The organism is Stenotrophomonas maltophilia (genome assembly GCF_002799245.1).
GTDB lineage: Bacteria > Pseudomonadota > Gammaproteobacteria > Xanthomonadales > Xanthomonadaceae > Stenotrophomonas > Stenotrophomonas maltophilia_S.
On sequence record NZ_NEQV01000003.1, the window covers coordinates 157559 to 179664 of the forward strand.

Annotated in this window: 25 protein-coding genes; 15 read left to right on the plus strand and 10 right to left on the minus strand. The window is 68.5% G+C overall.

Annotated features, from left to right (window positions below; translation table 11 throughout):
• Nucleotide 1: 1 nt before the first annotated feature.
• The 7 genes from B9Y64_RS11665 to B9Y64_RS11695 all read left to right on the plus strand — a co-directional run bounded on the left by B9Y64_RS11665 (nucleotide 2) and on the right by B9Y64_RS11695 (nucleotide 6464).
• A complete protein-coding gene (locus tag B9Y64_RS11665) occupies nucleotides 2–901 on the plus strand; it encodes a peptidylprolyl isomerase (protein ID WP_100440841.1) in 900 nt (299 codons plus the stop codon).
• A 23-nt stretch (nucleotides 902–924) separates the two neighbouring features.
• Complete coding sequence (locus B9Y64_RS11670; RefSeq protein ID WP_100440842.1) at nucleotides 925–2256, plus strand: MFS transporter; 1332 nt, start codon at nucleotides 925–927, stop codon at nucleotides 2254–2256.
• Between the two features lie 97 nt (nucleotides 2257–2353).
• Entirely contained in the window at nucleotides 2354–3568 is a 1215-nt protein-coding gene (locus tag B9Y64_RS11675; RefSeq protein WP_100440843.1) for a coproporphyrinogen III oxidase, read from the plus strand.
• Nucleotides 3569–3579: 11 nt separating this feature from the next.
• On the plus strand, nucleotides 3580–4356 hold the full coding sequence (locus tag B9Y64_RS11680; protein ID WP_100440844.1) for a helix-turn-helix domain-containing protein: 777 nt from the start codon (nucleotides 3580–3582) through the stop codon (nucleotides 4354–4356).
• A gap of 19 nt (nucleotides 4357–4375) precedes the next feature.
• Nucleotides 4376–5119 carry a molybdate ABC transporter substrate-binding protein gene (gene modA, locus B9Y64_RS11685; RefSeq protein ID WP_100440845.1) on the plus strand — a complete coding sequence of 248 codons (744 nt, stop codon included), beginning with the start codon at nucleotides 4376–4378 and terminating at the stop codon, nucleotides 5117–5119.
• 3 nt (nucleotides 5120–5122) lie between these two features.
• Nucleotides 5123–5806 carry a molybdate ABC transporter permease subunit gene (gene modB / locus B9Y64_RS11690; RefSeq protein ID WP_100440846.1) on the plus strand — a complete coding sequence of 228 codons (684 nt, stop codon included), beginning with the start codon at nucleotides 5123–5125 and terminating at the stop codon, nucleotides 5804–5806.
• Nucleotides 5796–6464 (plus strand): sulfate/molybdate ABC transporter ATP-binding protein, encoded by a 669-nt coding sequence (locus B9Y64_RS11695; RefSeq protein WP_100440847.1) that lies wholly within the window; start codon nucleotides 5796–5798, stop codon nucleotides 6462–6464. Before modB ends, B9Y64_RS11695 begins: the two co-directional genes overlap by 11 nt.
• 94 nt (nucleotides 6465–6558) lie before the next feature.
• Here B9Y64_RS11695 and B9Y64_RS11700 read toward each other — a convergent pair whose 3' ends face one another.
• Genes B9Y64_RS11700 through B9Y64_RS11725 form a run of 6 tightly spaced genes read right to left on the minus strand, consistent with a single transcriptional unit; the run spans nucleotide 6559 to nucleotide 12709 of the window.
• Nucleotides 6559–7359 (minus strand): class I SAM-dependent methyltransferase, encoded by an 801-nt coding sequence (locus tag B9Y64_RS11700; RefSeq protein WP_100440848.1) that lies wholly within the window; start codon nucleotides 7357–7359, stop codon nucleotides 6559–6561.
• Entirely contained in the window at nucleotides 7356–8132 is a 777-nt protein-coding gene (locus tag B9Y64_RS11705) for an ABC transporter ATP-binding protein (protein ID WP_100440849.1), read from the minus strand. Before B9Y64_RS11705 ends, B9Y64_RS11700 begins: the two co-directional genes overlap by 4 nt.
• On the minus strand, nucleotides 8129–9142 hold the full coding sequence (locus B9Y64_RS11710) for a FecCD family ABC transporter permease (RefSeq protein ID WP_100440850.1): 1014 nt from the start codon (nucleotides 9140–9142) through the stop codon (nucleotides 8129–8131). The genes B9Y64_RS11705 and B9Y64_RS11710 overlap by 4 nt, the downstream gene beginning before the upstream one ends.
• Before the next feature lie 2 nt (nucleotides 9143–9144).
• On the minus strand, nucleotides 9145–10182 hold the full coding sequence (locus tag B9Y64_RS11715) for an ABC transporter substrate-binding protein (RefSeq protein ID WP_100440954.1): 1038 nt from the start codon (nucleotides 10180–10182) through the stop codon (nucleotides 9145–9147).
• Entirely contained in the window at nucleotides 10179–10721 is a 543-nt protein-coding gene (locus tag B9Y64_RS11720) for a DUF2478 domain-containing protein (RefSeq protein ID WP_157804508.1), read from the minus strand. Before B9Y64_RS11720 ends, B9Y64_RS11715 begins: the two co-directional genes overlap by 4 nt.
• Nucleotides 10722–10723: 2 nt before the next feature.
• Nucleotides 10724–12709 (minus strand): TonB-dependent receptor plug domain-containing protein, encoded by a 1986-nt coding sequence (locus B9Y64_RS11725; protein ID WP_100440852.1) that lies wholly within the window; start codon nucleotides 12707–12709, stop codon nucleotides 10724–10726.
• A gap of 182 nt (nucleotides 12710–12891) precedes the next feature.
• Between B9Y64_RS11725 and B9Y64_RS11730 the strand changes: the two genes are divergently transcribed.
• Nucleotides 12892–13698 (plus strand): TOBE domain-containing protein, encoded by an 807-nt coding sequence (locus tag B9Y64_RS11730; RefSeq protein ID WP_100440853.1) that lies wholly within the window; start codon nucleotides 12892–12894, stop codon nucleotides 13696–13698.
• A gap of 223 nt (nucleotides 13699–13921) precedes the next feature.
• Here the strand turns inward: B9Y64_RS11730 and B9Y64_RS11735 are convergent, their stop codons facing one another.
• The 4 genes from B9Y64_RS11735 to B9Y64_RS11750 form a co-directional block, all read right to left on the minus strand.
• Nucleotides 13922–15451, minus strand: a complete 1530-nt coding sequence (locus tag B9Y64_RS11735; RefSeq protein ID WP_100440854.1) for a diflavin oxidoreductase — start codon at nucleotides 15449–15451, stop codon at nucleotides 13922–13924.
• Nucleotides 15448–15876: a PAS domain-containing protein gene (locus B9Y64_RS11740; protein WP_005409905.1), complete on the minus strand. Its 429-nt coding sequence runs from the start codon at nucleotides 15874–15876 to the stop codon at nucleotides 15448–15450. The genes B9Y64_RS11735 and B9Y64_RS11740 overlap by 4 nt, the downstream gene beginning before the upstream one ends.
• Nucleotides 15877–16096: 220 nt before the next feature.
• Nucleotides 16097–16411 carry an AzlD family protein gene (locus tag B9Y64_RS11745; protein ID WP_100440855.1) on the minus strand — a complete coding sequence of 105 codons (315 nt, stop codon included), beginning with the start codon at nucleotides 16409–16411 and terminating at the stop codon, nucleotides 16097–16099.
• Entirely contained in the window at nucleotides 16408–17139 is a 732-nt protein-coding gene (locus B9Y64_RS11750; protein ID WP_065177662.1) for an AzlC family ABC transporter permease, read from the minus strand. Before B9Y64_RS11750 ends, B9Y64_RS11745 begins: the two co-directional genes overlap by 4 nt.
• Nucleotides 17140–17266: 127 nt before the next feature.
• Here B9Y64_RS11750 and B9Y64_RS11755 point away from each other — a divergent pair, with 127 nt between their 5' ends.
• The 7 genes from B9Y64_RS11755 (at nucleotide 17267) to gspG (ending at nucleotide 22105) form a co-directional block, all read left to right on the plus strand.
• On the plus strand, nucleotides 17267–17731 hold the full coding sequence (locus tag B9Y64_RS11755; protein ID WP_005413654.1) for an Lrp/AsnC family transcriptional regulator: 465 nt from the start codon (nucleotides 17267–17269) through the stop codon (nucleotides 17729–17731).
• Nucleotides 17732–18020: 289 nt separating this feature from the next.
• Nucleotides 18021–18701 (plus strand): STN domain-containing protein, encoded by a 681-nt coding sequence (locus B9Y64_RS11760; RefSeq protein ID WP_100440856.1) that lies wholly within the window; start codon nucleotides 18021–18023, stop codon nucleotides 18699–18701.
• A 16-nt stretch (nucleotides 18702–18717) separates the two neighbouring features.
• Nucleotides 18718–19248: an RNA polymerase sigma factor gene (locus B9Y64_RS11765; RefSeq protein ID WP_100440955.1), complete on the plus strand. Its 531-nt coding sequence runs from the start codon at nucleotides 18718–18720 to the stop codon at nucleotides 19246–19248.
• 69 nt (nucleotides 19249–19317) lie between these two features.
• Complete coding sequence (locus tag B9Y64_RS11770; protein ID WP_100440857.1) at nucleotides 19318–20298, plus strand: FecR family protein; 981 nt, start codon at nucleotides 19318–19320, stop codon at nucleotides 20296–20298.
• A gap of 58 nt (nucleotides 20299–20356) precedes the next feature.
• Nucleotides 20357–20908 carry a hypothetical protein gene (locus B9Y64_RS11775; RefSeq protein WP_100440858.1) on the plus strand — a complete coding sequence of 184 codons (552 nt, stop codon included), beginning with the start codon at nucleotides 20357–20359 and terminating at the stop codon, nucleotides 20906–20908.
• Between the two features lie 120 nt (nucleotides 20909–21028).
• Nucleotides 21029–21610, plus strand: a complete 582-nt coding sequence (locus B9Y64_RS11780; protein WP_100440859.1) for a hypothetical protein — start codon at nucleotides 21029–21031, stop codon at nucleotides 21608–21610.
• A 57-nt stretch (nucleotides 21611–21667) separates the two neighbouring features.
• Nucleotides 21668–22105, plus strand: a complete 438-nt coding sequence (gene gspG, locus B9Y64_RS11785) for a type II secretion system major pseudopilin GspG (protein WP_100440860.1) — start codon at nucleotides 21668–21670, stop codon at nucleotides 22103–22105.
• The last annotated feature ends 1 nt before the right edge of the window (nucleotide 22106 follow it).

Here is a 22106-nt window from a genome sequence, read left to right on the forward strand (position 1 = left end):
CATGGGCAGCCTGCCGAAATTCCTGCCGATCACCGTGATCGACTCCAATGCACCGGTACCCGCCGAGGCCCACTCGCACCATCACGACGCGATAGAGCAGGGACCGCGCTCGCTCGGGCAGCCAGCACCCTGCCGCCTTTTCGTGGATGAGACCGCGATCAGCGAGGCCGACATCGCCCGCGAGATGCAGCACCACCGGGCGATGCGCCCGGAACAGTCGCGTGCCGAAGCGGCACGTGCACTGGTGGTGCGCGAGCTGCTGCGCCTGGAAGCGCAGCGGCTGGGCCTGCAGGCGCTGGAGGGTGGCAGGGTAAGCGACGAGGAAGTGCTGATCCAGCAGCTGCTGGAAGACGCGATCGAAGACCGAGTGCCGACCGATGACGACTGCCGCCGCTACTTTGAACAGAACCCGGAGCGCTTCCGCTCGCCCGACCGCGTGCGCCTGCGCCATATCCTGCTGGCGGCGCCGGCCGACGACGTGGCCGGGCGCTTCGCCGCGCGCACCGAAGGTGAGCGGCTGGTCGGCCTGCTGAAGGAGTCGCCGCACCTGTTCGCCGATTTCGCCCTGCGCCACTCACGCTGCCCGTCCAGCAGCGAAGGCGGCGACCTGGGCTGGCTGCAGCGCGGGCAGACCACCCCGGAGTTCGACCGCCAGGTGTTCCGCCTGCGCGAAGGCCTGGCGGGGTTCCCGGTGGAATCACGCTGGGGCTACCACGTGGTCTGCGTCGACGCCCGCGAGGAAGGCCGGCCGCAGCCGTTCGAGGCGGTGCTGCCTCAGCTGCGTGACTACCTGGAACTGCAGGTGCGGCAGCGCGAGGTGCAGGCCTACCTGCTGCAGCTGCAGGAACGCTACCCGGTGCGCGGGCTGGATGAGATCGAAGCCGAAGCGGACATCGGCTGACCCCCATTGAACGAGGAGAATTCATGAACCAGGCTCTTGCTCCCGCCAGTGCCGGGCAGCAGCAACGTGCGCTGTGGCTGAGCACGTTCGCTTTCACCGTGTGTTTCGCCGTGTGGATGATCTTTTCGATCATCGGCATCCAGATCAGTCAACAGCTCGGCTTGAATGACACCCAGTTCGGCCTGCTGATCGCCACCCCGGTACTGACCGGTTCGGTCAGCCGCGTCTTCCTCGGCATCTGGTCCGACCAGTTCGGGGGCCGCAAGGTGATGGTGCTGGTGATGCTGTGTGGCGCGGTGGCCACCTGGATGCTGACCTATGCGCAGACCTACACCCAGTTCCTGATTGCCGCGCTGTGCGTGGGCATCGCCGGTGGCAACTTCTCGGTGGGCGTGGCCTACGTCTCCAAGTGGTTCCCGGCCAGCAGGCAGGGCACGGCGCTGGGTATCTTCGGCGCCGGCAACATCGGCTCGGCGGTGACCAAGCTGCTGGCACCGCTGGTGATGGTGGCGGCCGGCTGGACCATGGTTGCCAAGGTCTGGGCGGTCGCGCTGGCGGTCACTGCGGTGCTGTTCTTCCTCTTCAGCAAGGAAGACCCGTCGCTGGAGCAGCGTCGCCGCGAAGGTGTGAAGCCGGTGCCGTTCGCCGAGCAGATGGCACCGCTGAAGAACCTGCAGGTCTGGCGGTTCTCGCTGTACTACTTCTTCGTGTTCGGCGGCTTCGTGGCGCTGGCGCTGTGGCTGCCGCACTACCTGGTCGGCGCCTATGGCATGGACGTGGGCCACGCCGGCATGCTGGCGGCGTGCTATTCGATCCCGGCCAGCCTGTTCCGCGTGGTGGGTGGCTGGATGTCGGACAGGATGGGCGCGCGCCGGGTGATGTACTGGACCTTCGGCGTGTCGGCCGTCTGCACCTTCCTGCTGGCCTACCCGGATACCGAGTATGTGGTGAAGGGCATCCATGGCCCGATCCACTTCCATCTGGCCATCGGTGTGGTGATGTTCACCGTGCTGGTGTTCGTGCTGGGCTTCTTCATGTCGCTGGGCAAGGCCGCGGTCTACAAGCACATTCCGGTGTATTACCCCGGGCACGTGGGTGCGGTGGGCGGTGTGGTCGGCATGATCGGCGGCCTGGGTGGCTTCATCCTGCCGATCGTGTTTGGCGCATTGAACGATGCGGTGGGCATCTGGAGCAGCTGCTTCATGCTGCTGTTCGTGCTGGTGGCTGCCGCGCTGGCATGGATGCACTTCGCGATCCGGCGCATGGAACGCCGCCACTTCCCGCAGATCGACCGCGAGACCGACCTGCCCGAAGCCATCGATGCGGCGGCCGCCGATCGGGCGCGCGGCGGGTGAGGGTTGGTGCCGGCCGCTGGCCGGCATGGACCCGCAGATGCGCCACGCTTGATTTCAATCAGGGCCACGCAAAGAGGAACGCCCGAAGATGTCTGCCATGAGCTTCCACGTTGACGAGAGCGAGGATACGGCGCTGCAGGCGGCATTGCTGCGGCAACCCCGGCATGTGCTGTTTCCGCCGGCCAGCCAGTTCAGTACCGGTTTTGGGGAGAGCGGTTGGCGCGCTGCCGTGCGCGCCAGCAACGAACACCTGATCCCGCGTGGCTTGACGCTCGGCTTCCAGGCCGGTCGTGGCGGGCGCGATGCGCCGCCGCAGGCCTATCTGGAGACCCTGCTGCTGGCCCTGCGCCTGCAGGCCGGCGCCCTGGCCGAGGATCGCGAAGTGGTGGCGGTGGTGCTGCAGCTGGGCTTGGCCGAGACGCTGCCGCCGCCACAGCTGGGCCAGCTGCTGGATGCAGTGCCGCAGCACCTGCGCACCGTGGCGCGGCCACAGGTGGAGGTGCGGTTGGATGCGGGCAGCGCGCTGGCGCCGGCGCAGCTGCGCGCGGTGGGCTGCACCCGCCTGAACGTGATCGATCGTGCCGATGCGCCGGGGCCGACCCTGCTGGCACAGGCGCGGCAGGTGGGCTTCACGGCGCGCTATTACCAGCTGCGCGTGCCAGGCAGCGAGGACACCGGCTTCATTGAACGGCTGCATGAGGTACTGGCCGAAGCGCCCGAGCGCATCCTGCTGCCAGCGCCGTGCGCGCTGCCAGAGCATCCCTCGGCGGCACGATGGCTGCAGAGCTGGCGGTTGCTGCGCGCGGCGGGCTACGAGCCGATCGGCGGCGATCACTACCAGCGCGGTGACCTGCCGAACCCGCATGGCCCGGGCGACGGCCAGCGCCATTGCGACCTTGCCGGCGTGCCACGCCGCGACCGCAGCGATTTCATCGGCCTCGGCCTGTCCGCCTGCAGCCAGATCGGCGAGGTGTTCTACCGCCTGGAGGACGAACTGGGTGAATGGCGTGCGCGGCTGCAGGCCGGGCACATGGGTGTGTCCGCCGGATTGATCCTGTCCGAGGATGAGCGGCTGGCGGCCGAGGTGGCGCAGAGCATCGCCTGCGACCACGCGCTGGATGCCGCCGCCTTCGAATGGCGCAACGATGAACCGTTCGAAGCGTGCTTCGCCGGGCAGCTGCCGGCGTTGTCGCCGATGCTGGCGCGCGGCTGGGCGCACTGGGATGCGCGCGTGCTGCGGCTGGCCGAAGAGGGGCGCCTGCTGTGGCGTATGATGGCCGCATGCTTCCGGCCGGCGGCCGCCATCGCTTGAGTCTTGCCCCGATGTCTTCGAATCCGCCTTCGCAGGGCCGCCTCGGCCAGGCCACGCCGAACCCCGCCGCCGCCGATGATGGCGACGCACTGCACTTCTGCAGCACCTGCGCGTTTTCCGACGCATGCATGTCGCAGGGCTACGACAAGACCGCGCTGGGCGACCTGCACGTTCTGGTCGACCACATCGGTCCGTTCCATGCGGGTGACTACATCTTCCGCGCCGGCGAATCATTCGATTCGATTGCGGCGGTGCGCGCCGGCATGGTCAAGACCTTCGTCGATGACAGCCAGGGCAACGAACAGGTGCTGGGCTTCAGCCTGCCGGGCGAAGTGATCGGCCTGAATGCGATCCACGGTTCGCGCTTCCCCTGCAATGCGGTGGCGCTGGATACCGTGCACCTGTGCCGCATCTCGTTTCCCAAGCTGAGCCTGTTGGCCACACGCATGCCGGGCCTGCAGGCCAAGCTGTTCAGCCTGCTCAGCGCGGAGATCGGCAAGGTCGCTACGCTGGCCGCCAACCACCGCACCGAAGAGCGCATGGCCGCGTTCCTGCTGGACATGTCCGACCGCTACGCGCGGCGCGGGTTTTCCGCCACGCGTTTCAACCTGACGATGGCCCGTACCGAGATCGCCAATTACCTGCGGATGGCGCCGGAAACCGCCAGCCGGGTGCTGCGCCGGCTGAGCGATGATGGGATCATCGCGGTGAAGCAGCGCGAGATCCTGCTGCTGCAGCCCGAGCGCCTGGCGGCGCTGGCGGTGGCCGACGAATCCGATCCGAACTGAACCTGGCCGGGAGCCGACGATGAAGCGAGCTGGACTGTTGTTGCTGGGACTGCTGGCCACGGTGCCAGCCTGGGCGGCCGAGCTGACGGTGTCGGCGGCATCGAGCCTGACCGAGAGCTTCCGCGAGCTGGGTAGCGCCTATGAGAAGGCGCACCCGGGTACCAAGGTCGATTTCAACTTTGCCGCCTCCGGCGTGCTGCTGCAGCAGATCAGCCGCGGTGCACCGGTGGATGTGTTCGCCTCGGCCGATGAAACCACGATGGACCAGGCCCAGCAGCAGGACCTGCTGGCGGCCGGCAGCCGCGAGGTGTTCGCGGTGAACGCGCTGTGGGTGGTGGTGCCGCCGCAGGCCAAGGCCGCGCCGCGTACCTTGAAGGACCTGGCTGGCGCCGGTGTGCAGCGCATCGCACTGGGCAACCCGGACAGCGTGCCGGTTGGCCGCTATGCCAAGGGCGCGCTGGAAGCCGCGGGCCTGTGGCCGTCGGTGCAGGGCAAGGCCATCACCACGCAGAACGTGCGCCAGTCGCTGGATTACGTGGCGCGCGGTGAGGTGGATGCCGGCTTTGTCTATGCCACCGATGCGCAGGCGATGCCCGAGCGGGTACGCCGTGCCTTCGCGGTGCCGGTGTCCGGGCGCATTGCCTATCCGCTGGCAGTGATCAAGACCAGTGCGCAGCCGGCCGAGGCCAAGCGCTTCACCGCCTTCGTGCGTTCGGCGCAGGGCCAGGCGATCCTGGCCAAGCACGGATTCGGCAAGCCCTGAGGCATGGATCTGGACTGGAGCGCACTGTGGTTGTCGCTGAAGGTGGCCGGTTGGGCCACCGCGATCAATCTGGTGCTGGGCGTGGCGCTGGGTGCGCTGCTGGCCCGTCGGCGATTTCCTGGCCGTGAGCTGCTCGATTCGCTGCTGACCCTGCCGATGGTGCTGCCACCGACAGTGCTGGGTTATTACCTGCTGGTGTTGATCGGCCGCAACGGCCCGATCGGCGCGTGGCTGCAATCGTGGTTCGGTGTCAACCTGGTGTTCACCTGGCAGGCCGCAGTGATTGCTGCGGCGGTGGCTTCGTTGCCCCTGGTGTTCAAGCCGGCACGCGCGGCGTTCGAGGAAGTGGACGGGCAGCTGGAGCAGGCCGCACGCACGCTCGGTGTATCCGAAGCGGCGGTGTTCTTCCGCATCACGCTGCCACTGGCCTGGCGCGGCATCCTCGCCGGCCTGCTGCTGGCGTTTGCACGCGCGATGGGCGAGTTCGGCGCGACATTGATGGTGGCCGGCAGCATCCCGGGCCGCACCCAGACGCTGTCGATCGCCATCTATGAGGCTGTGCAGGCCGGCCAGGATGGCAAGGCCAATGCGCTGGTGATCCTGACCTCGGTGGTCTGCATCGTGATCCTGTTGCTGGCCGCGCGGCTGGTGGGTGGGCGTCGCCGGGAGCTGCGTGATGTGGCTTGACCTGCAGGTGCGGCGGCGCCTGCAGGCGGCGGGCCAGGATTTCGTGTTGGACGTATCGCTGCAGTGCACGCAGCGGCAGGTGGTGCTGTTTGGGCCCTCGGGCGCCGGCAAGAGCCTGACCTTGAAGGCGGTGGCCGGGCTGCTGCGGCCAGGGCAGGGGCATGTACGTGTGCAGGGGCAGACCCTGTTCGATGCGGCCACCGGTGTGGATCTGCCGCCGCAGCGCCGCCGGCTGGGCTATGTGTTCCAGGACTACGCGTTGTTCCCGCATCTGAGCGTGCGCCAGAACGTGGCGTTCGGCCTGGAGAAGGGGTGGTTGAATCCGCGGATCGGCCAGCGCTTCGATGTGGTGGAGCAATGGCTGCACGCATTCCGCATCGACACGGTGGGCGATCTGTTGCCCTCCCAGGTGTCCGGCGGCCAACGCCAGCGTACCGCCCTGGCGCGCGCCCTGGTGACGCAGCCGCAGGCGCTGCTGCTGGATGAGCCGTTCTCGGCACTGGACCATGACCTGCGCCAGCACCTGCGCCAGGAGCTGGAGACGGTGTTGGACAAGACCGGCATCCCGTTGTTGTTGATCAGCCACGATCCGCAGGACGTGGCCATGTTCGGCCAGCAGGTGGCACGCGTGGTGGACGGCCGCATCGTTGGCGGTTGACCTGCGCCGGTAGAGCCGAGCCCACGCTCGGCTGCTTCCCGCGTTGCCGCTAGGGGCAGCCGAGCATGGGCTCGGCTCTACAGAAGCAAGGGCATCAGGGGTTCGTCGCCCACTGGATGAATGCCCAGCGCCGCGTCGGCGCCATGCCGAAACGATGCTGCGGCGAGCGTGCATGCCAGGCGCGCACGCGGGCTTCCTCATCCGCATCCAGCGCACCGAACAGTCCCGCTGCCTGGCGCAGCAGGCCATCGGCATCCTGCGCGACGTCGCGCACCGATTCGGGCAGGTAGTCCAGCTGCGGCTCGCGCCCCATGTCCAGCAGCATGTTGATGGGGTAGCGATGGTCGGGCATCGGCAGCCAGTCGCGGCCAAGCAACTCGGCCAGCTCCGGCACGCCGGCCCGGGGGCCGGTCGCGAAGGTGATGCAGGCACGCTGGCGGGCGTGCGCATCCAGCCTGCGCAATGCGGCCTCCAGATCCGCCACCATCAGTGAGCGCGAGGCAATGGCCAGATCGCAGCGTGGCACGTTGTGCCAGTCGTCGGTCCACGACAGCGCCCACGGTGTGACGTTGGAGACGCCGTCGCGCGTGATCGCCGCGCGCAGCCCGTCGAGCATGCCGGTGCTGTAGTCGAGCGCGTGCACATGGCCGACCTGCGTGGCGATCGGCAGGCTCAGCAGGCCGGGGCCGCAGCCGACATCGAGCACCGTGGCGACGCCGCGGAGATCAAGCCGGGCGAGGAACGCCTCGCTGTAATCGTCATGGCGGCGCTGCCAGCTGGACTGCGCGGCACGCGCGTCCCAGGCACTGGCCGGCTTTGCCTGGAAGCCACAGGCCTGCAGGTGTTGGCGGTAGCGTGCGCTGTGATCGATCGGGGTGGGCAGGGGTGTACTCATGTCGATGTTCCAGAAGCGGGCAGGGCGGCGGCGACGCGTGCGGCATCGACGCCATACAGGGTGGCGAGGCGGTCGGGCGTTGCGACCTGGCGGGCAGGACCGAGCGCCTGCAGGCTGCCGGCGGACATCAACGCAATGCGGTCGGCCACCTGCAGCGCGTGCTGCGGTTGATGGGTGGACAGCAGCACGCCGATACCACGATCGGCCAGGCGGCGCACGCTGTCGAGGATGCGCAGCTGGTTGCCGAAGTCGAGGCTGGCGGTGGGTTCGTCCATGATCAGCAATGGTGCCTGCTGGGCCAGTGCGCGCGCGATCAGCACCAGCTGGCGCTCGCCACCACTGAGCGTGGTGACGGTGCGGCCGGCCAGGGCCTGCAGGCCCAGTTCGCGCAGGCAGTCGTCGGCGATGGCCTCATCCGCGCGGCCGGGTGCTGCGAGCAGGCCCAGGTGCGCGGCGCGGCCCATGGCGACCACCTCGCGCACGCGCCAGGCAAAGGGCAGCGGCGCGGCCTGCGGCACATACGCGATACGGCGGGCGCGGGCGGCGCGGCCATGCGCGCGCAACGGCGTGCCCTGCAGATCCACCTCGCCGCGCACCGCAGGCAGCAGGCCGAGCAGCGTACGAAACAGGGTGGTCTTGCCACAGCCGTTCGGGCCCAGCAGGCACAGCACCTCGCCGGGCTGTACCGACAATGCGAACGACGCGCCCAGTGCCACGCCGGCATGGCCGATGGCCAGGCCACGCGCCTCCAGAAGGGGGGCAGTGGCATTCATGGGCGGCGCTCGCTGCGCGCCAGGACCAGCAGGAAGCACGGCACGCCGACGAACGCGGTGAGGATGCCGAGCGGCAGCTCGATCGGCGCCACGGTGCGCGCCAGCGTATCGGCGGCGAGCAGGAAACTGGCGCCGAGCAGCAGGCTGGCCGGCAGCAGGCGGCGGAAATCGGCACCGACCAGCAGCCGTGCGATATGCGGAACCACCAATCCGACCCAGCCGATGATGCCGGCCAGTGACACCGCTGCCGCAGTGCATAGCGTGGCGGCGGCGATCAGCGTCCAGCGCAGCGGCGTGACCGCCACGCCCAGCGCGCTGGCCTCCTCGTCCCCCAGGCCGAGCAGGTTCACCCGCCAGCGCAGCAGCACCAGCGGCAACAGCCCGATCAGCAGCAGCGGTGCGGTGACCTTGAGGTCGTCGATGACCACCGCGTTCAAGCCACCCAGCAGCCAGAAGGTGATCGACGGCAGCTGCGTGTACGGATCGGCCAGCAGCTTCAGCAACGAGATGCCGGCACCGAGCAGTGCCGATACCGCGACGCCGGCCAGTACCAGCACCAGCACCGGATCGTGCCGCCGCACCAGCGCTGCCACCAGGCAGGCCAGGCCCACCGCACCCAACCCGCCCGCAAACGCAATGCCCTGCACCAGCAGCATCGGCAGGCCGAGGAACAGGCCCAGCGAGGCACCCAGGCCGGCGCCGGCGGAGACGCCCAGAATGTCCGGCGACACCAGCGGATTGCGGAACATGGCCTGGTAGGCCGCACCCGCCGCCGACAACACCGCACCGATCAGCACAGCGGCCAGCACACGCGGCAGGCGGATGTGCCAGAGCGCGGCCTGCACCGCAGGTGGACTGGGTTCACCGATGCCGAACAGCTGCCAGCCGATGGCGTGCAGCAGCGCCGCCGGGCGCAGCGGGAACTGGCCGACCGAGAAGGCCAGCAACAGCATCGCCAGCAGCAGGCTCCAGCCACCGGCATGCCAGGCCCAACGTGGAAGCGTGCGCATGTTCAGACGTTCGCATCCAGGCTGCGTGCGAGCGCGGCAGGCAATGGCTGGCCCCACAGCAGCGGATGCAGCGCGCCGATGCGCGCGCGCAGCGCGGCCGGCGCCAGCGCGGGTGATGCGCCAGGATGCAGCCTGGACAGCAGCCACGGCAGGCCGGGCAGGCGGTTGATGCCGGGCGGGCCGTCCAGCCAGCCGAACGGCAGTACCGGTGCGCAGTGCAGGCGGCGCTCGCGCACGGCACGCAGGGCGCGCCAGCGCGGATCCTGTGCCGCGTGCGCGGCGAACCCTGCATCCTGGGTCAGGATCACGTCCGGGTCCCAGGCCAGCAGTTGTTCGAATGACACGCGGGCGAGGCCACCGGCACCGGCGCTGGCGGCTACGTTGCGGCCGCCACAGAACTCGATCACTTCGGTATTGATCGAACCGGACAGGCCGCTTTCCAGGCCGTCGCTGCCACGCCCGTAATACACGGTGGGCCGCGTCGCCGCAGGCCGCGTCGCCAGCACCTCGCGCACCAGTGCCAGCTGCGCCTCGGCCGCCTGCGCCAGCGCTTCGCCGCGTGCGGCAACCCCCAACAGCCTGCCTACGTGGCGCAGCTGCGCCGGATGATCGGGCAGGCGTCCGGCAACCAGTTCGAAGGGAATCGCGGTCTGCTTCCAGACCCGTTCGGCGGAGTCGCGGTAACTGGCATCGAAATCACCGGCATCCAGAACCAGGTCCGGCTGCATCGCCAGCAGGCGCTCGAGACTGACCGTGCTGCCGCGCCCGGCCAGGCGGCCCACCACAGGCAACGTGCGCAGCGCTGCTGGCAGCTGCGCCAGCGCGTCGGGCGAGACCTTCATCGGCCAACCCAGCAGGCGTTCGGGTGCCACGGCGGCGAGCAGCACCGCAGCCGGCGGACCGGCCGCGAACACGCGCCTGGGCGTGGCCCTGGGCGCACCCAGCCGCAGCACGCGCTGCGCCGGCATCGCCAGCAGCCCGGCACTGGTGGCCAGCAGCGGTGCGAGTGCGAACGCCTGCAGCAGGGCGCGCCGCCTCATGCGGCGGCGTCCGGTGCGGTACGGCATGCATCCCACCAGGCCTGCAGGGCGGCGTCCTCGGCGGGCAGCTCGATCGCCATGCCGCCGGTGAACTGGCGCCACGCGTCGAGGTAGGGCAGCTTCACCGCCGTCAGCAATGGGATGTCGGCCAGCATCAATGCCAGCAGCTCATCGACCATGCCGCCGCCTTCCGATTCCAGCGTGCCGAAGCGGTTGGCGATGGCGAGCTCGGCGCGCTCCTGCAATGCGCGGCGCAGCACGGCAGTTGCGTCGGCGATGCCGCCCGGGTCCAGGTTGCAGCCGCAGGAGGCCGGGCCCAGCGCCTGGCTGATCGGGTAGCGCGAACCGGGATCGGTCACGTCCATCAGTACCATGCGCTTGCTGCCGTTGGCGCTGGCTTCGTGTGGCAGGTGCACCAGCCCGCGCACGCGGTGGCCGGCGGCCAGCTGGCGCGCGGCGAAGGCGGCCAGCAGCCCATCGGGCTCGCCGCTGTGGTCATGCACGATGGCCGCGATGCGTGGCGGCGAGGACGCGGTCATGTTCAGAACCTCCAGTTGGCATTGGCGAACCAGGTACGGCCCGGCATCGGGTACCCATCGGCGAGTTCGTACCATTTGTCATTGATGTTGCGCACGCCGAGGTCGAAATCCCAGGCCTCGCGCGGGCTCCAGCTGGCCTTGATGCCGGTGATGCCATAGCCGGGCAGCGTGCGCACCGGCCGTGCGGCATCGGCATAGCTGACCTTGCGGCCTTGTTCGGCTTCCAGCGTGGCCTGCAGCTTCAGCTGCGGCAGCAGCTGCCAGCCCACCGCCATGAACAGCCGCTGGCGCGGGCTGTCGAGCAGGGCCGCGCTGCGGTCTTCCAGGTTGGTGCGGCGCAGCCAGGTATAGCTGGTCTGCACGTCCCAGTGGTCGCCAATGCGCTGGCGCAGGCCCAGTTCGACACCCTGGTGGCGGGCCTTGCCGATGTTCTGTGCCTGGTTGCAGGTGCTGCCGCCGCATTCGCGCGAGGCCACCACGGCGTTCTGGATCAGGTCATCGATGCGGCTCTGGAAGAGTGCCGCCTGCAGCTGGCCACCTTCCCACCAGCGGCCACGCAGGCCCACTTCAAGGTGGGTGGCGTGCTCGGCCTTCAGGTCCGGGTTGGGCAGGGCTGCGCCCATGCGCGCCGAGTAGCGGTCCTTGATGGTCGGGAAACGCGTGCGCCGCGCGGCGCTTGCATACCACTGCTGGTCCGGAGCCATCTGCTGCACATACTCCAGCACTGCATTGGTGGCATCGGTGCTGCCGGTGGGCCAGAAGTACACGCGCTTGGCGTCGCGGCGGTCATGGCCGATACCCACGCGCAGGTGCGAGGTGCCGGTCAGCGCGATGCGGTCTTCGATCGCCACCGAAGTGGTCACATCACGGAAGTCCTTGGTGGGCGAGTGCGGATTGCGCTCGCTGTGCTGGTCTTCCTTGTAGTGGATCGCGAACTGCAGTTCCTGGCGTGGCAGCGCCGTCGTGGCCAGGGTCACCGAGCCGCCCACGGTACGGTCATCGTAGATGCTGGGGAAGCTGCTGTTGTCCATCGCCACCTGGTAGGTGCCGTCGGTGTAGGCATCCAGGCCATTGCCATACGTATCGCGGTAGACGCGGGTACGCAGCGTGGTGTGCTCGCCCAGGCGGGTGTTGCCGATGAAGTACAGGCTGTCCTTGTCCCACCACGGCCAGCGCCAGTAGCGGATGCCGCTGCGCGCGGTGCCGGTGTAGACCGGGTTGTCCTTCTCGCCGTCCTGGCGCGCGTAGCCGATGGCGTACTCGTCGCCCTCGCGTGGGGTATAGCCCAGCTTGAACGACAGGCGACGGTCGTCGCGCGAGGCGTTGCGGCGGTCCTTGCCGGTGTCGGTGGGTACGCGCTTGTAGTCGACGAAGCCATCGGGCAGGGGAAATTCATCGGCTTTCAGGACCGATGCGCCGAGCTGGAAGTACCAGTCGCCGCGACGGCCGCCGAGGTTGACCGCCGCCTTGCGCTCGCCACCCTCGGCGATGCCCAGCCGCACGTCGCCTTCCAGCGGACGCTCCGGGCGGCGGCTGACCAGGTTGATCGCACCGCCGAGGATGTTCGGCCCGTACAGCAGCGAAGCACCGCCGCTGGCGACCTGGATCTCGGCGAGGTCGAAGGTGGTGAAGCGGCCGAAGTCCACGTAACCGTCATAGGGCACATACAGCGGGATGCCATCGAGGAACACCGGTACCTGGCGCGCATCGAAGCCGCGCAGGTAGACCATGTCCTCGTTGCGCGAATTGCGCGCCAGGTTCACGCCCGGCAACACGCTGACCGCTTCACCGACCGTATTGCGGTCGAGCTGCTGGATGCGTTCGGCATCAAGGCTGCGTTCGGCCACGGTGGGCGAGGTGCCGCGCTCTGCATGCACGTCGATCGTGCCCAGGGTGAACACCGGCGGCGGCGAGGCGCTGTCGGCCGCGGTGGCGGCGAGCGGGAGCAGCAGGGCAGACAGGGGTAGAACGAAACGACAGGTACGCATCCTCGCGAGTCCTCGGGTTCGTTATATCCAAGATGATATAACGGTAGGCAGGGGTCAACTTGATGACCGACCCGGGGATTCTCGGCGCTGGCCGGCGTGGTCACCTTGATCGATATCAAGCGCGGCGCAGGGGGGCGGCACCGTACACTGGCCATTCGCGCGAACGCAGGGAAACGAGCACGATGAGCGAGGCCGGGCCGCCGTTGGAACTGCAGGGCAACCTGTGGCTGAGCATTGCCGGACAGAGTGTGGGCGGGCGCGGCCGCTTCGCGCTGCTGGGCCTGATCGATGCCTGTGGCTCGATCAGCCAGGCCGCCAAGCGCATGGGCATGACCTACAAGAATGCCTGGGACGCGGTGGACGCGATGAACACTGCGGCCGGCGAGCCGCTGGTCGCACGCAGCGTGGGTGGCCGTGGTGGTGGCGGTGCGCGCCTGACCGAACGGGGTCGCCAGCTGATCACCCGTTTCGAGGAGGTCGAGCGCGCGCACCGAACCTTCCTGCAATCGCTGCAGGCCACCCCCGGGCTGGACGAGGATCTGGCCCTGATCCGGAGAATCGGCATGATCACCAGTGCACGCAACCAGTTCCATGGCCGGGTCAGCGCGCTGGCTTCCGGGGCAGTCAACGATGAAGTGCAGATTGAAGTGGCGCCGGGTTTGGCGCTGGTCGCCACCATCACCCATGGCAGCGTGGAATCGCTGGGCCTGGCAGTGGGCGTGCCGGCCTATGCGCTGGTGAAAGCCTCGTCGGTGATCGTGGCCCAGGGTGATGGCGCGCGCTACTCGGCACGCAACCAGTTCGCCGGCAGGGTGGAGCGGATCACCGAGGGCGCGGTGAACGATGAGGTGGTAGTGGATATCGGTCACGGCTGCAGCGTGGTGGCTGTGATCACCCGAGCCAGTACCGCCGCGCTGGAGCTGCAGGAAGGTAGTGCGGCGACGGTGCTGTTCAAGGCGTCGAGCGTGATCGTGGGCGTGCCGATGTAAGGCGTTCCGACCTGCCGTTGTAGAGCCGAGCCCACGCTCGGCTGCTGTTGGCGGTGTTGCGAAAAGCAGCCGAGCGTGGGCTCGGCTCTACAGGAGCGATGATTCCGGGCAGGGCGTGGATGTAGCGGGATGCGGTGTTGTAGAGCCGAGCCGATGCTCGGCTGCCTTTGGCTCAGGCCCGAAAAGCAGCCGAGCGTGGGCTCGGCTCTACAGGATCAACGGATCAATACAGTTCACAGTGCGTGCGGCCTTCGCCGCGCAGCGCGTCCCAGCGCCCCTCGCCACCGATGGCATCGATGGCTTCACGCACCGCAGCTTCCAGGTGGCTCTTGTTGCCGCACAGGTACAGATGACCGCCGCGGGCCAGGACATCGCGCACCTCGCTGGCGCGCTGCTGCAGCACATGCTGCACATAGACCTTCCCGGCCCCGTCGCGCGAAAACGCGGTATGCAGGCCCGTCAGCGTTCCGCGTGCCTGCCAGTCCTGCAGCTGTTCGCGGTACAGGTAATCGTGCCGGCTGTGCTTCTCGCCGAACACCAGGTGCACCTCGCGTTCGCAGGCGCTGGCCTGCAGCTCCTGGATCAGTCCCATCAAGGGCGCGATGCCGGTACCGGTGCCGACCAGCAGCAGTGGCGCCTCGCCGGTATCAGGCAGATGGAAGCCGGGGTTGGAGCGGCAGTACACGCGGGCATGGTCGCCGCCGTGCAGCAGGCTGCCGGTGGCGGTGCCGAAGCGCTCGCGGCCGCGCAGGGTGTAGCGCACTTCGCGCACGCACAGGCTCAACTGGTCGTCGCGGGGGTGCGAGGCGATCGAATAGGCACGCGGCAACCGCGGTGACAGCAGTTCGCGCAGGCGGGCCAGCGGCACGCTGTCCGGTGTGGCGTGGTCCTGCAGCACGTCCAGCAGGTCCAGGCCGTGCAGGTAGGCTTCCAGCGCGCGCTTCGCGCTGGCCTTCAACAGGCCCTTCAGCAGCTCGCTGCCGCCCAGCCTGGCCAGTTCGCGCAGCACGCCCTTGCTCAGCAGGCGCAGCTCGCGGTCCTGCAGGGCGGCCACGGCGGCGGTGTCGCCGTACCAGGTGGCCAATGCCTGCAGCAGGGCAGGGTCGTTCCCGGGTACCACATGCAGGGTGTCGCCCGCGCGGTACGCCATGCCGCTGCCGGCGATGTCCAGCTGCAGATGCCAGGCGGCGGGGTCGCTGCTGTTCAAGCGGCGGCGCTCGAGGATGCGGGCGGCAAAGGCATTGTCTTCGCCATACGCGGTCACCTGCAGGCGCAGGTCCTGGCCAGCGCTCACGTCGCCGCCCAGCACCTGGCCCAGCACAGGCTGCCATTGCTGGAAGAACTGCTCGTAGCCCAGATCGGCATCCACCCGGTGCAACAGGGGCTGGGCCTGGCGCTCGCTCAGCGCAGCATCGAGTGCCTTGGTGAAGCCACAGAAGCTGGGGTAGCCGGTGTCACCGAGGCCGAACACCGCATAGCGCAGGCCGCTCAAGGTCGGGGTCTGGCGCAGCGTTTCGAAGAACTGCTCGCCATTGGCCGGCGGTTCGCCATCGCCGAACGAGCTGGAAATCGCCAGCAGCACGTCGCCGTGGCCGAGGCTGGCCACGTCGATGTCGTTGAACGGAAGCACCTGCGGCCCGTGCGGCTGCAGGTCCGCGCCCAGGCGCTGGGCCAGGGCGCGGGCATTGCCCGACTCCGACGCAAAACCCACCAGCAGGCGGCTGAAGGGCGTACTGGCCGGGACGGCGTTCACGCGGCCTCGTAGAAGTCGTCGAACTTTTCCTTGCTGAACTCGACCAGGTCGTAGTTCTGCATCAGATCGTTCACCACGCGGCGGATGCTGATGTAGGAGGTGATGTTGCCGTCGGCGTCGAACAACGGCTGCACGGTGGTGTCGACCACGTAGAGCACGCCGCCCTTGCCGAGGTTGGGCACGATGCCGGTCCAGGTCTTGCCGGCCTTGATGGTGTCCCACATGTCCTTGTAGACCGCCTTGGGCACGTCCGGATGGCGCACGATGCTGTGCGGCTGGCCGATCAGCTCCTCGCGGGCGAAGCCGGTGAGCGTGCAGAACAGGTCGTTGGCGTAGGTGATGTTGCCCTGCAGGTCGGTGGTGGAGATCACCATGACGTTCTGCATGGCGTTCAGCAGCTGGGCGTTGTCGGGGGTGTAGCTCATCGCAGGGTCCTTGTGGATGCCGGTAACGCCGGCGTGTTCGGGTCCTGCATAGAAATACGCCCGCGCGGCGGCGGGCGGTTTGACATTGATCAAGTGAGTGGCGTCATTGGCTGCGACCGGCTGTCGCAGGCGCGGGTTCGAACTGTAGAGCCGAGCCGATGCTCGGCTGCCGTTGGCACAAGCCGAGCGTGGGCTCGGCTCTACAAGTGGGGTGAGGGCTTCAGCCCATCAGATAGCGCAGCGCGCCGGCCGACACCACGCCGATCAGCACGGTCGGCAGCATCGACAAGCGCGTGGCCGCCAGCAGGGTGATCGCCAGCGCGGCCAGATCGGCCGGCTTGTCGGCGACGAAGTCCGGGGCGATCACCGAGATCAGCACGCAGCCCGGCGCAGCTTCCATCACCGTCACCGCGCGCTTGCTCAGGGTGCGATTGCGCAGCGCGAGGAAGCCGACGATGCGGGTCAGATAGGTGGCGGCGGCCATCAGCACGATGGTCAGCACCGAGGTCCAGTGGATCAGTCCGTTGAAGATCATGCCGCGTCCTCCGCCAGCAACCAGGCCGCTGCCAGGCCGGCCAGTGCGCCGCTGGCCACGTACCACGCACCCGGGATCAGCAGGTAGGTGGCAGCGGCCACGACCAGGCTCACCAGCCACGGCCGCGCCGCCTTCATGCCCTGCCACATGCCGCGCAGCAGCACCAGGAACACGGCGGGGAAGGCCATGTCGAAGCCATAGGCGTGGATGTCACCCAGCATCGGCCCGACGATCGCGCCGAGTGCCGTACAGGCCACCCAGACGGTGTACAGGCCTGCCGACACGCCCAGGTAATACGCCAGGCTGAAGCCGAGCGCGCGGCGGCGCGCATCGGCCACGCCCATTGCCCAGCTTTCGTCGCACATGAAGAACAGCGCCGGCAGCACGCGACGGCGCGGCAGGTGCTGCAGCAGTGGCGCCAGGCTGGCGCCCATCAGCAGATGGCGGCTGTTGACCAGCGCGGTGATCGCCACGATCAGCGCGATGTGGGGCGGCGAGGTCCACAGTTCGACGGCGGCGAACTCCGAGCCGCCAGCGAAGTTGAGGCCGGTCATCAGCGGTACCTCCAACGCGCTCAGGCCCTTCTGGGCCGCCTGGGCGCCGAGCACCAGGGCAAAGGGAATGAAGCCGATCATCACCGGCACGGCGGCACGCAGGCCGCGCAGGAATTCGGCCCGCGGCGCGGTATCGCAGGTGTCGGGCAGGGGGAGGGTGGTACGGGCGTCCATGGAACGGCACGACAAGGTGGGGGTAGCCCATGCTAGCGGTCCGATGGCGAAATCGGGTTGCGTTGATGCCGCTGGATTCCGGAAGATTGATACTTCATGCGGCTATGGGCGGAAAAGGCGGAATCCGATGCAGTATCAGCTCGACAACCTCGATCGGCGCATCCTCGATGCCCTGCAGCGCGACGGGCGCCTGCAGAACCTGGAGCTGGCCCGCCTGGTCGGGCTCTCGCCGTCGGCCTGCCTGCGCCGGGTGCGGCTGCTGGAGGAGGGGGGCTACATCGACCGCTATGTGGCCTTGTTGAACGAGGCCAAGGTCGGCCGTGGCTTCACCGTGTTCGTGCGGGTGTGGCTGCGCGGGCAGGACGAGGACACCACCAATCACTTCATCAACAGCATCAAGTCTTTCCCGGAAGTGCTTGAATGCCATCTGATGGCCGGCGACTGCGACTTCCTGCTGCGGGTGGCGGTGGCCGACCTTGATGCCTACCGGCAGTTCCAGATGCAGCACCTGAACCGGATCGCCGGGGTGCAGAACACCAAGACCGAGATTCCGATGCAGCGGATCAAGCAGACGACCCAGTTGCCGCTTTGAGGGTTGGGGCTTCCGGCCGGGTTGCACCCGGCACCCGCGGTAGTGCCGACCGCTGGCCGGCAACCTCGTCCTGTCGGGGTCAGATCCCGTTGCTGCGCAACGGGATCTGACCCCGTGCGTGATTCGTGACTGGCGCCAGGGGGCCTGGCCAGACGATCGGCCATGCGCAGCGGTCATCGCAATGACATGTGCCCCCGGTACGGTTTGAGCCCGCTTGCTGGTCGCGCGCGGGCCGGGGTTCCGGCCGTGCCGCGCGTCCACTGCAGCTGCTGTCGCTGCCGAGGGTCATGTGTTCTACGTCAGGGGGCTGAATGGACACCATGCGGTCAGAACTTGGAAGGTGGCCATCGCCGCATGGCTGCTGCTGTCCTTTGCCGCTGCTGCGCAGGATGCTGTTCATGCCTACGACATCCCCGCGCAGCCGCTGGAACAGGCGGTCGAGCGCTTCAGCGTCATCAGTGGGTGGTCGGTGATGTACCCGGGCGACCTGGCTGCGGGCCGCCGCAGCCATGCGCTGCGCGCCAGCCTTGCGCCGTTGCCTGCGCTGCAGGCCTTGCTGCAGGACTCCGGCATCGAGGCCGAGGTGATCGGCGAGCAGCGCGTGGTGTTGCGCCGGGGCGTGCCCGTCGCAGTCGAGGGCACCGCGGGCGGACAACTTCCCGAGGCAGAGCGCCGGCGTCGCTATGGCGGCCTGCAGCAGCGCCTGCGTGCGGCATTCTGTGATGACCCGGCCATCGCGCCCGGCCGCTACGCCGCAACGCTGCGCTTCCGCATCGACGGCGCGGGCCAGGTGAGCGAGCCCGAGCTGCTGTCCGGCAGTGGCAGTGATCGCCGCGATGCACGCCTGCTGCAGGCGCTGCAGGGCCTGCAGCTGGCGGCCGAGGCCGCCACGCTGCCGCAGCCGGTGACGCTGCAGATCCGACCTTCCGGCACCGACCACGACTGTGGCGGGCGCGCGCCCCTTCCATGACTTCAAGGATTCGAACATGAGCAACGGTACGGCTGGGGCAGTTGACCTGATGGACCACCTTCTGGGGGCCTACGACGAGCTGAAGCGCCGGCTGGTGCGCAAGCTGGGCTCGGAAGAGCTGGCCGGCGACGCCCTGCAGGACACCTGGATGCGCCTGAGTGCGCGTCGTGACCGCCTGGATGCCGTACAGAATCCCGCGGCCTACCTGCTGCGCATGGCGATGAATACCGTGATCGACCGCCAACGTGCAGATCACCGCCTGCTGAGCCTGGAGGAGGTGGATACGCTGATGGACATGGCCGACCCGGCACCGGGCCCGGCGCAGGCAGCCGAACTGGACTTCGCGCTGGAAGACATGGTCGGCCTGCTGCAGCGCATGCCCGAGCGCCGTCGCCGCATCCTGCTGGCGATCCGCGTCGATGGCCTGCAGCAGCGTGAGGTCGCCGATCACCTCGGTGTGTCGCTGCGGCTGGTACAGCGTGAGCTGAAGGCAGCCCAGGACTATCTGGCCGAGCGCAGCGGGCAGGGGCGCCAGGTGCGGTTCTGAGCGACGGCATCCGTCTACACTTTGACGCCGAGCAGAACCCCGCAGCGTGCGGGTCCGGCATGAGCCCCCATGGATCCTGACGATCGCCCGCAACGCCCGCTGGATGCCGTTGAGCGTCAGGCCCACGCGTGGGTGGTGCGGCTGACCTCGGGCGAAGCGACCGCCGCTGACGGGCGCAGGTTCCGTGCGTGGTGCGAGGCCGATCCTGCTCATCGCGAAGCGTTCGGCCGTGCGCGCCGGCAATGGGAGCAGGTGCGCCTGGCGGGCGCGCAGCTGCCCGCCGCTGCGCGCCAGCCGGTTGCGCCGACGCCGGCCCGGCGCTGGAGCCGGCGTGCCTTCCTGGGCGCGGCGATTGCCACGCCGGCCAGCCTGGTGGTGGTGGCGGCGATCCGCCCGCCGCTGGGACTGTGGCCGTCGGTGACGGCGATGACGGCCGACTTCCACACCGGCACCGGTGAGCGGCTGCAGATCACGCCCTCGCCGCAGCTGAAGATCGAACTGGACACGCAGAGCAGCCTGCGCCGGCGAAGCGATGCGCGTGGCGAAGGCTTCGAGCTGATGCAGGGGCAGGCTGCGATCGAAACCCAGGCTGGCCTGCGCCTGGCGTTGTTCGCGGGCCCGGGGTGCGTGATTGCCGACGAAGGTGCGGTACGCCTGGATGTGCGCAACACCCACGGCCAGGTACGGGTGACCTGCCTGCACGGCAGTGCCCGCATCGAGCACCCTCAGGGCCGCCTGCAGCTGCAGGCCGGCCAGCAGACCCGGTACGACGAGCGCCTCAGTGGCGTGGTGGCCGAGGCCGTGGCCTCGGAAGTCAGTGCCTGGACCGAAGGCATGCTGGTGTTCCGCCGCGCGCCGCTGCGCGAGGTGGTGGACGAGATCAACCGTTACCGGCGTGGCAAGGTACTGCTGGGGGAATCGGCATTGGCGCGCGCACCGGTCAGCGGCCGCTTCCGCATCGATGATCCGGAGGCGGCGCTGGAGCAGCTGCGGCTGACGATGTCGCTGGATCTGCGTCGCTTTCCGGGTGGCATCGCCGTCCTTGGATAGATGAAGACGCTGGCTGTGCGCACCGCGCAGGGCCGTTGCAAGCAAGGAGAAGCCAAGGATGCGCAACGAGACCATCGGCGTGCTGGATCTGCGTCGCAATTTGTCGGCGTTGCTGGAAACCACCCAGCGACGACCCTTGATGGTGCACCGCTATGGCTCGCCATGGGTGTGCGTGGTGTCCGACGCGCAGTGGCAGCAGCAGGCGGTGCTGCTGGACTTCGATCCGCAGTCGCACCCGCTGGCGATGCTGCTGCGCCTGCAGCAGCAGGTGCTGCCCCTGGCCGAAACCGGGGCGCTGCCGCCTGCGGCGCTTGCACGCGCACTGCTGTTGATGGATATGCATGGCATCGACGATCTCACGCAACTGCATGAGCAGGTGCTGCACCATCGGCTGTGGCACTGGTTCGTGGCCGGTAGCCACGGCGTGATGGACGGCTGGCAGCTGCCCGCCGTACGCATTGCGATGGCGTCATGGTGCGATGACGTGGATATGACCGATGCACTGATCGCGTTCGCTGCCCGCACCGACGTGGCGGTGCTGGCCCGCCGTTGCGGCGGTGACGCGCCGCGCATGCAGCGCGAAGCCTGCAGGCGGATGACGCTGCCATGACGTTGCCGATGAAGCACCACCCAGCGCACAGAGTTGCATTCGCGTTGTCGCTTCACCTGCCTTGCTGACGTCTTCTCCAGAGTACGACGCACCACGCGTCGCGGAGCACGAGCGACGCAGATGGCAGACAGTCGCAGGATCAGCATGCTGGAGCTGGATCGTCACCTGAGCCAGTCACTGGAGCAGGCGCGGCACACGCCCTTGAACGTGCAGCGTTACGGGCGCTCGTGGGTCTGGGTGCTGTCCAGCGATGCCTGGGTGGATGCGGCGCGCTGGGCAGCACTGGATAGCAGTGGGCATCCATTGGCGGCACTGCGAAGCGCCCTCGACCTGCAGCTGCGGCCCTGGCCCGACGTGGCCATGGGCATGCTGCCGCGTGAAGCGGGCGATGCGCGGCTGCTGCAACGTGCGGCCCTGCTGGTGGTCGTGCGCGATCTCAACAGTGCCCAGCGCGTGTACGACGACCTGCGCTACCACCAGGCCTACCGGATGTTCATTGGCCTCGACCACAGCACTGCATGGTCGCCGATGCAGTGCGTGCGCCTGCTGCAGGCGTGCACGCATCCGTTGCTGCGCGGCTGCATCGACGAAACGCTGGCCAGCGTGCCCCCGCACCTGTTCGAAGCGGCACGCGTGCCAGCTGCACGCGTGCCTGCACCGGCACCGGCGCAGCGAATTGCCGGCGGATGTTTATCGTACTGACACATGCACCGCTGACCATGGCGCAGCGGTCTCTTCCTGGATGACGAGGGCGGAACAATGGCAAGGCAGGCAGGTGGTCGCAGGGCTCGGCAGCAGGGGTTCAGCCTGATCGAGATCATGGTGGTGGTGGTGATCATCGGCATTCTCGCTGCACTGATCGTGCCGCGGCTGATGGATCGCCCCGACCAGGCACGCGTGGTCGCGGCACGCCAGGACATCGCGGCATTGATGCAGGCGCTGAAGCTGTTCAAGCTGGACAACGGTCGCTATCCCAGTGCCGAGCAGGGGCTGCAGGCGCTGGTGAAGCCGCCGCAGGGCAGCGGTGCCATGCCGGTGACGCCGTATCTGGATCGCCTGCCCAACGATCCGTGGGGCCATCCTTACCAGTACCAGGTTCCCGGCACCCATGGCGACATCGATGTGTTCTCGCTGGGTGCGGACAGCAAGCCCGGTGGCGACGCCGGGAACGCGGATATCGGCTCCTGGCAGCTGTGAG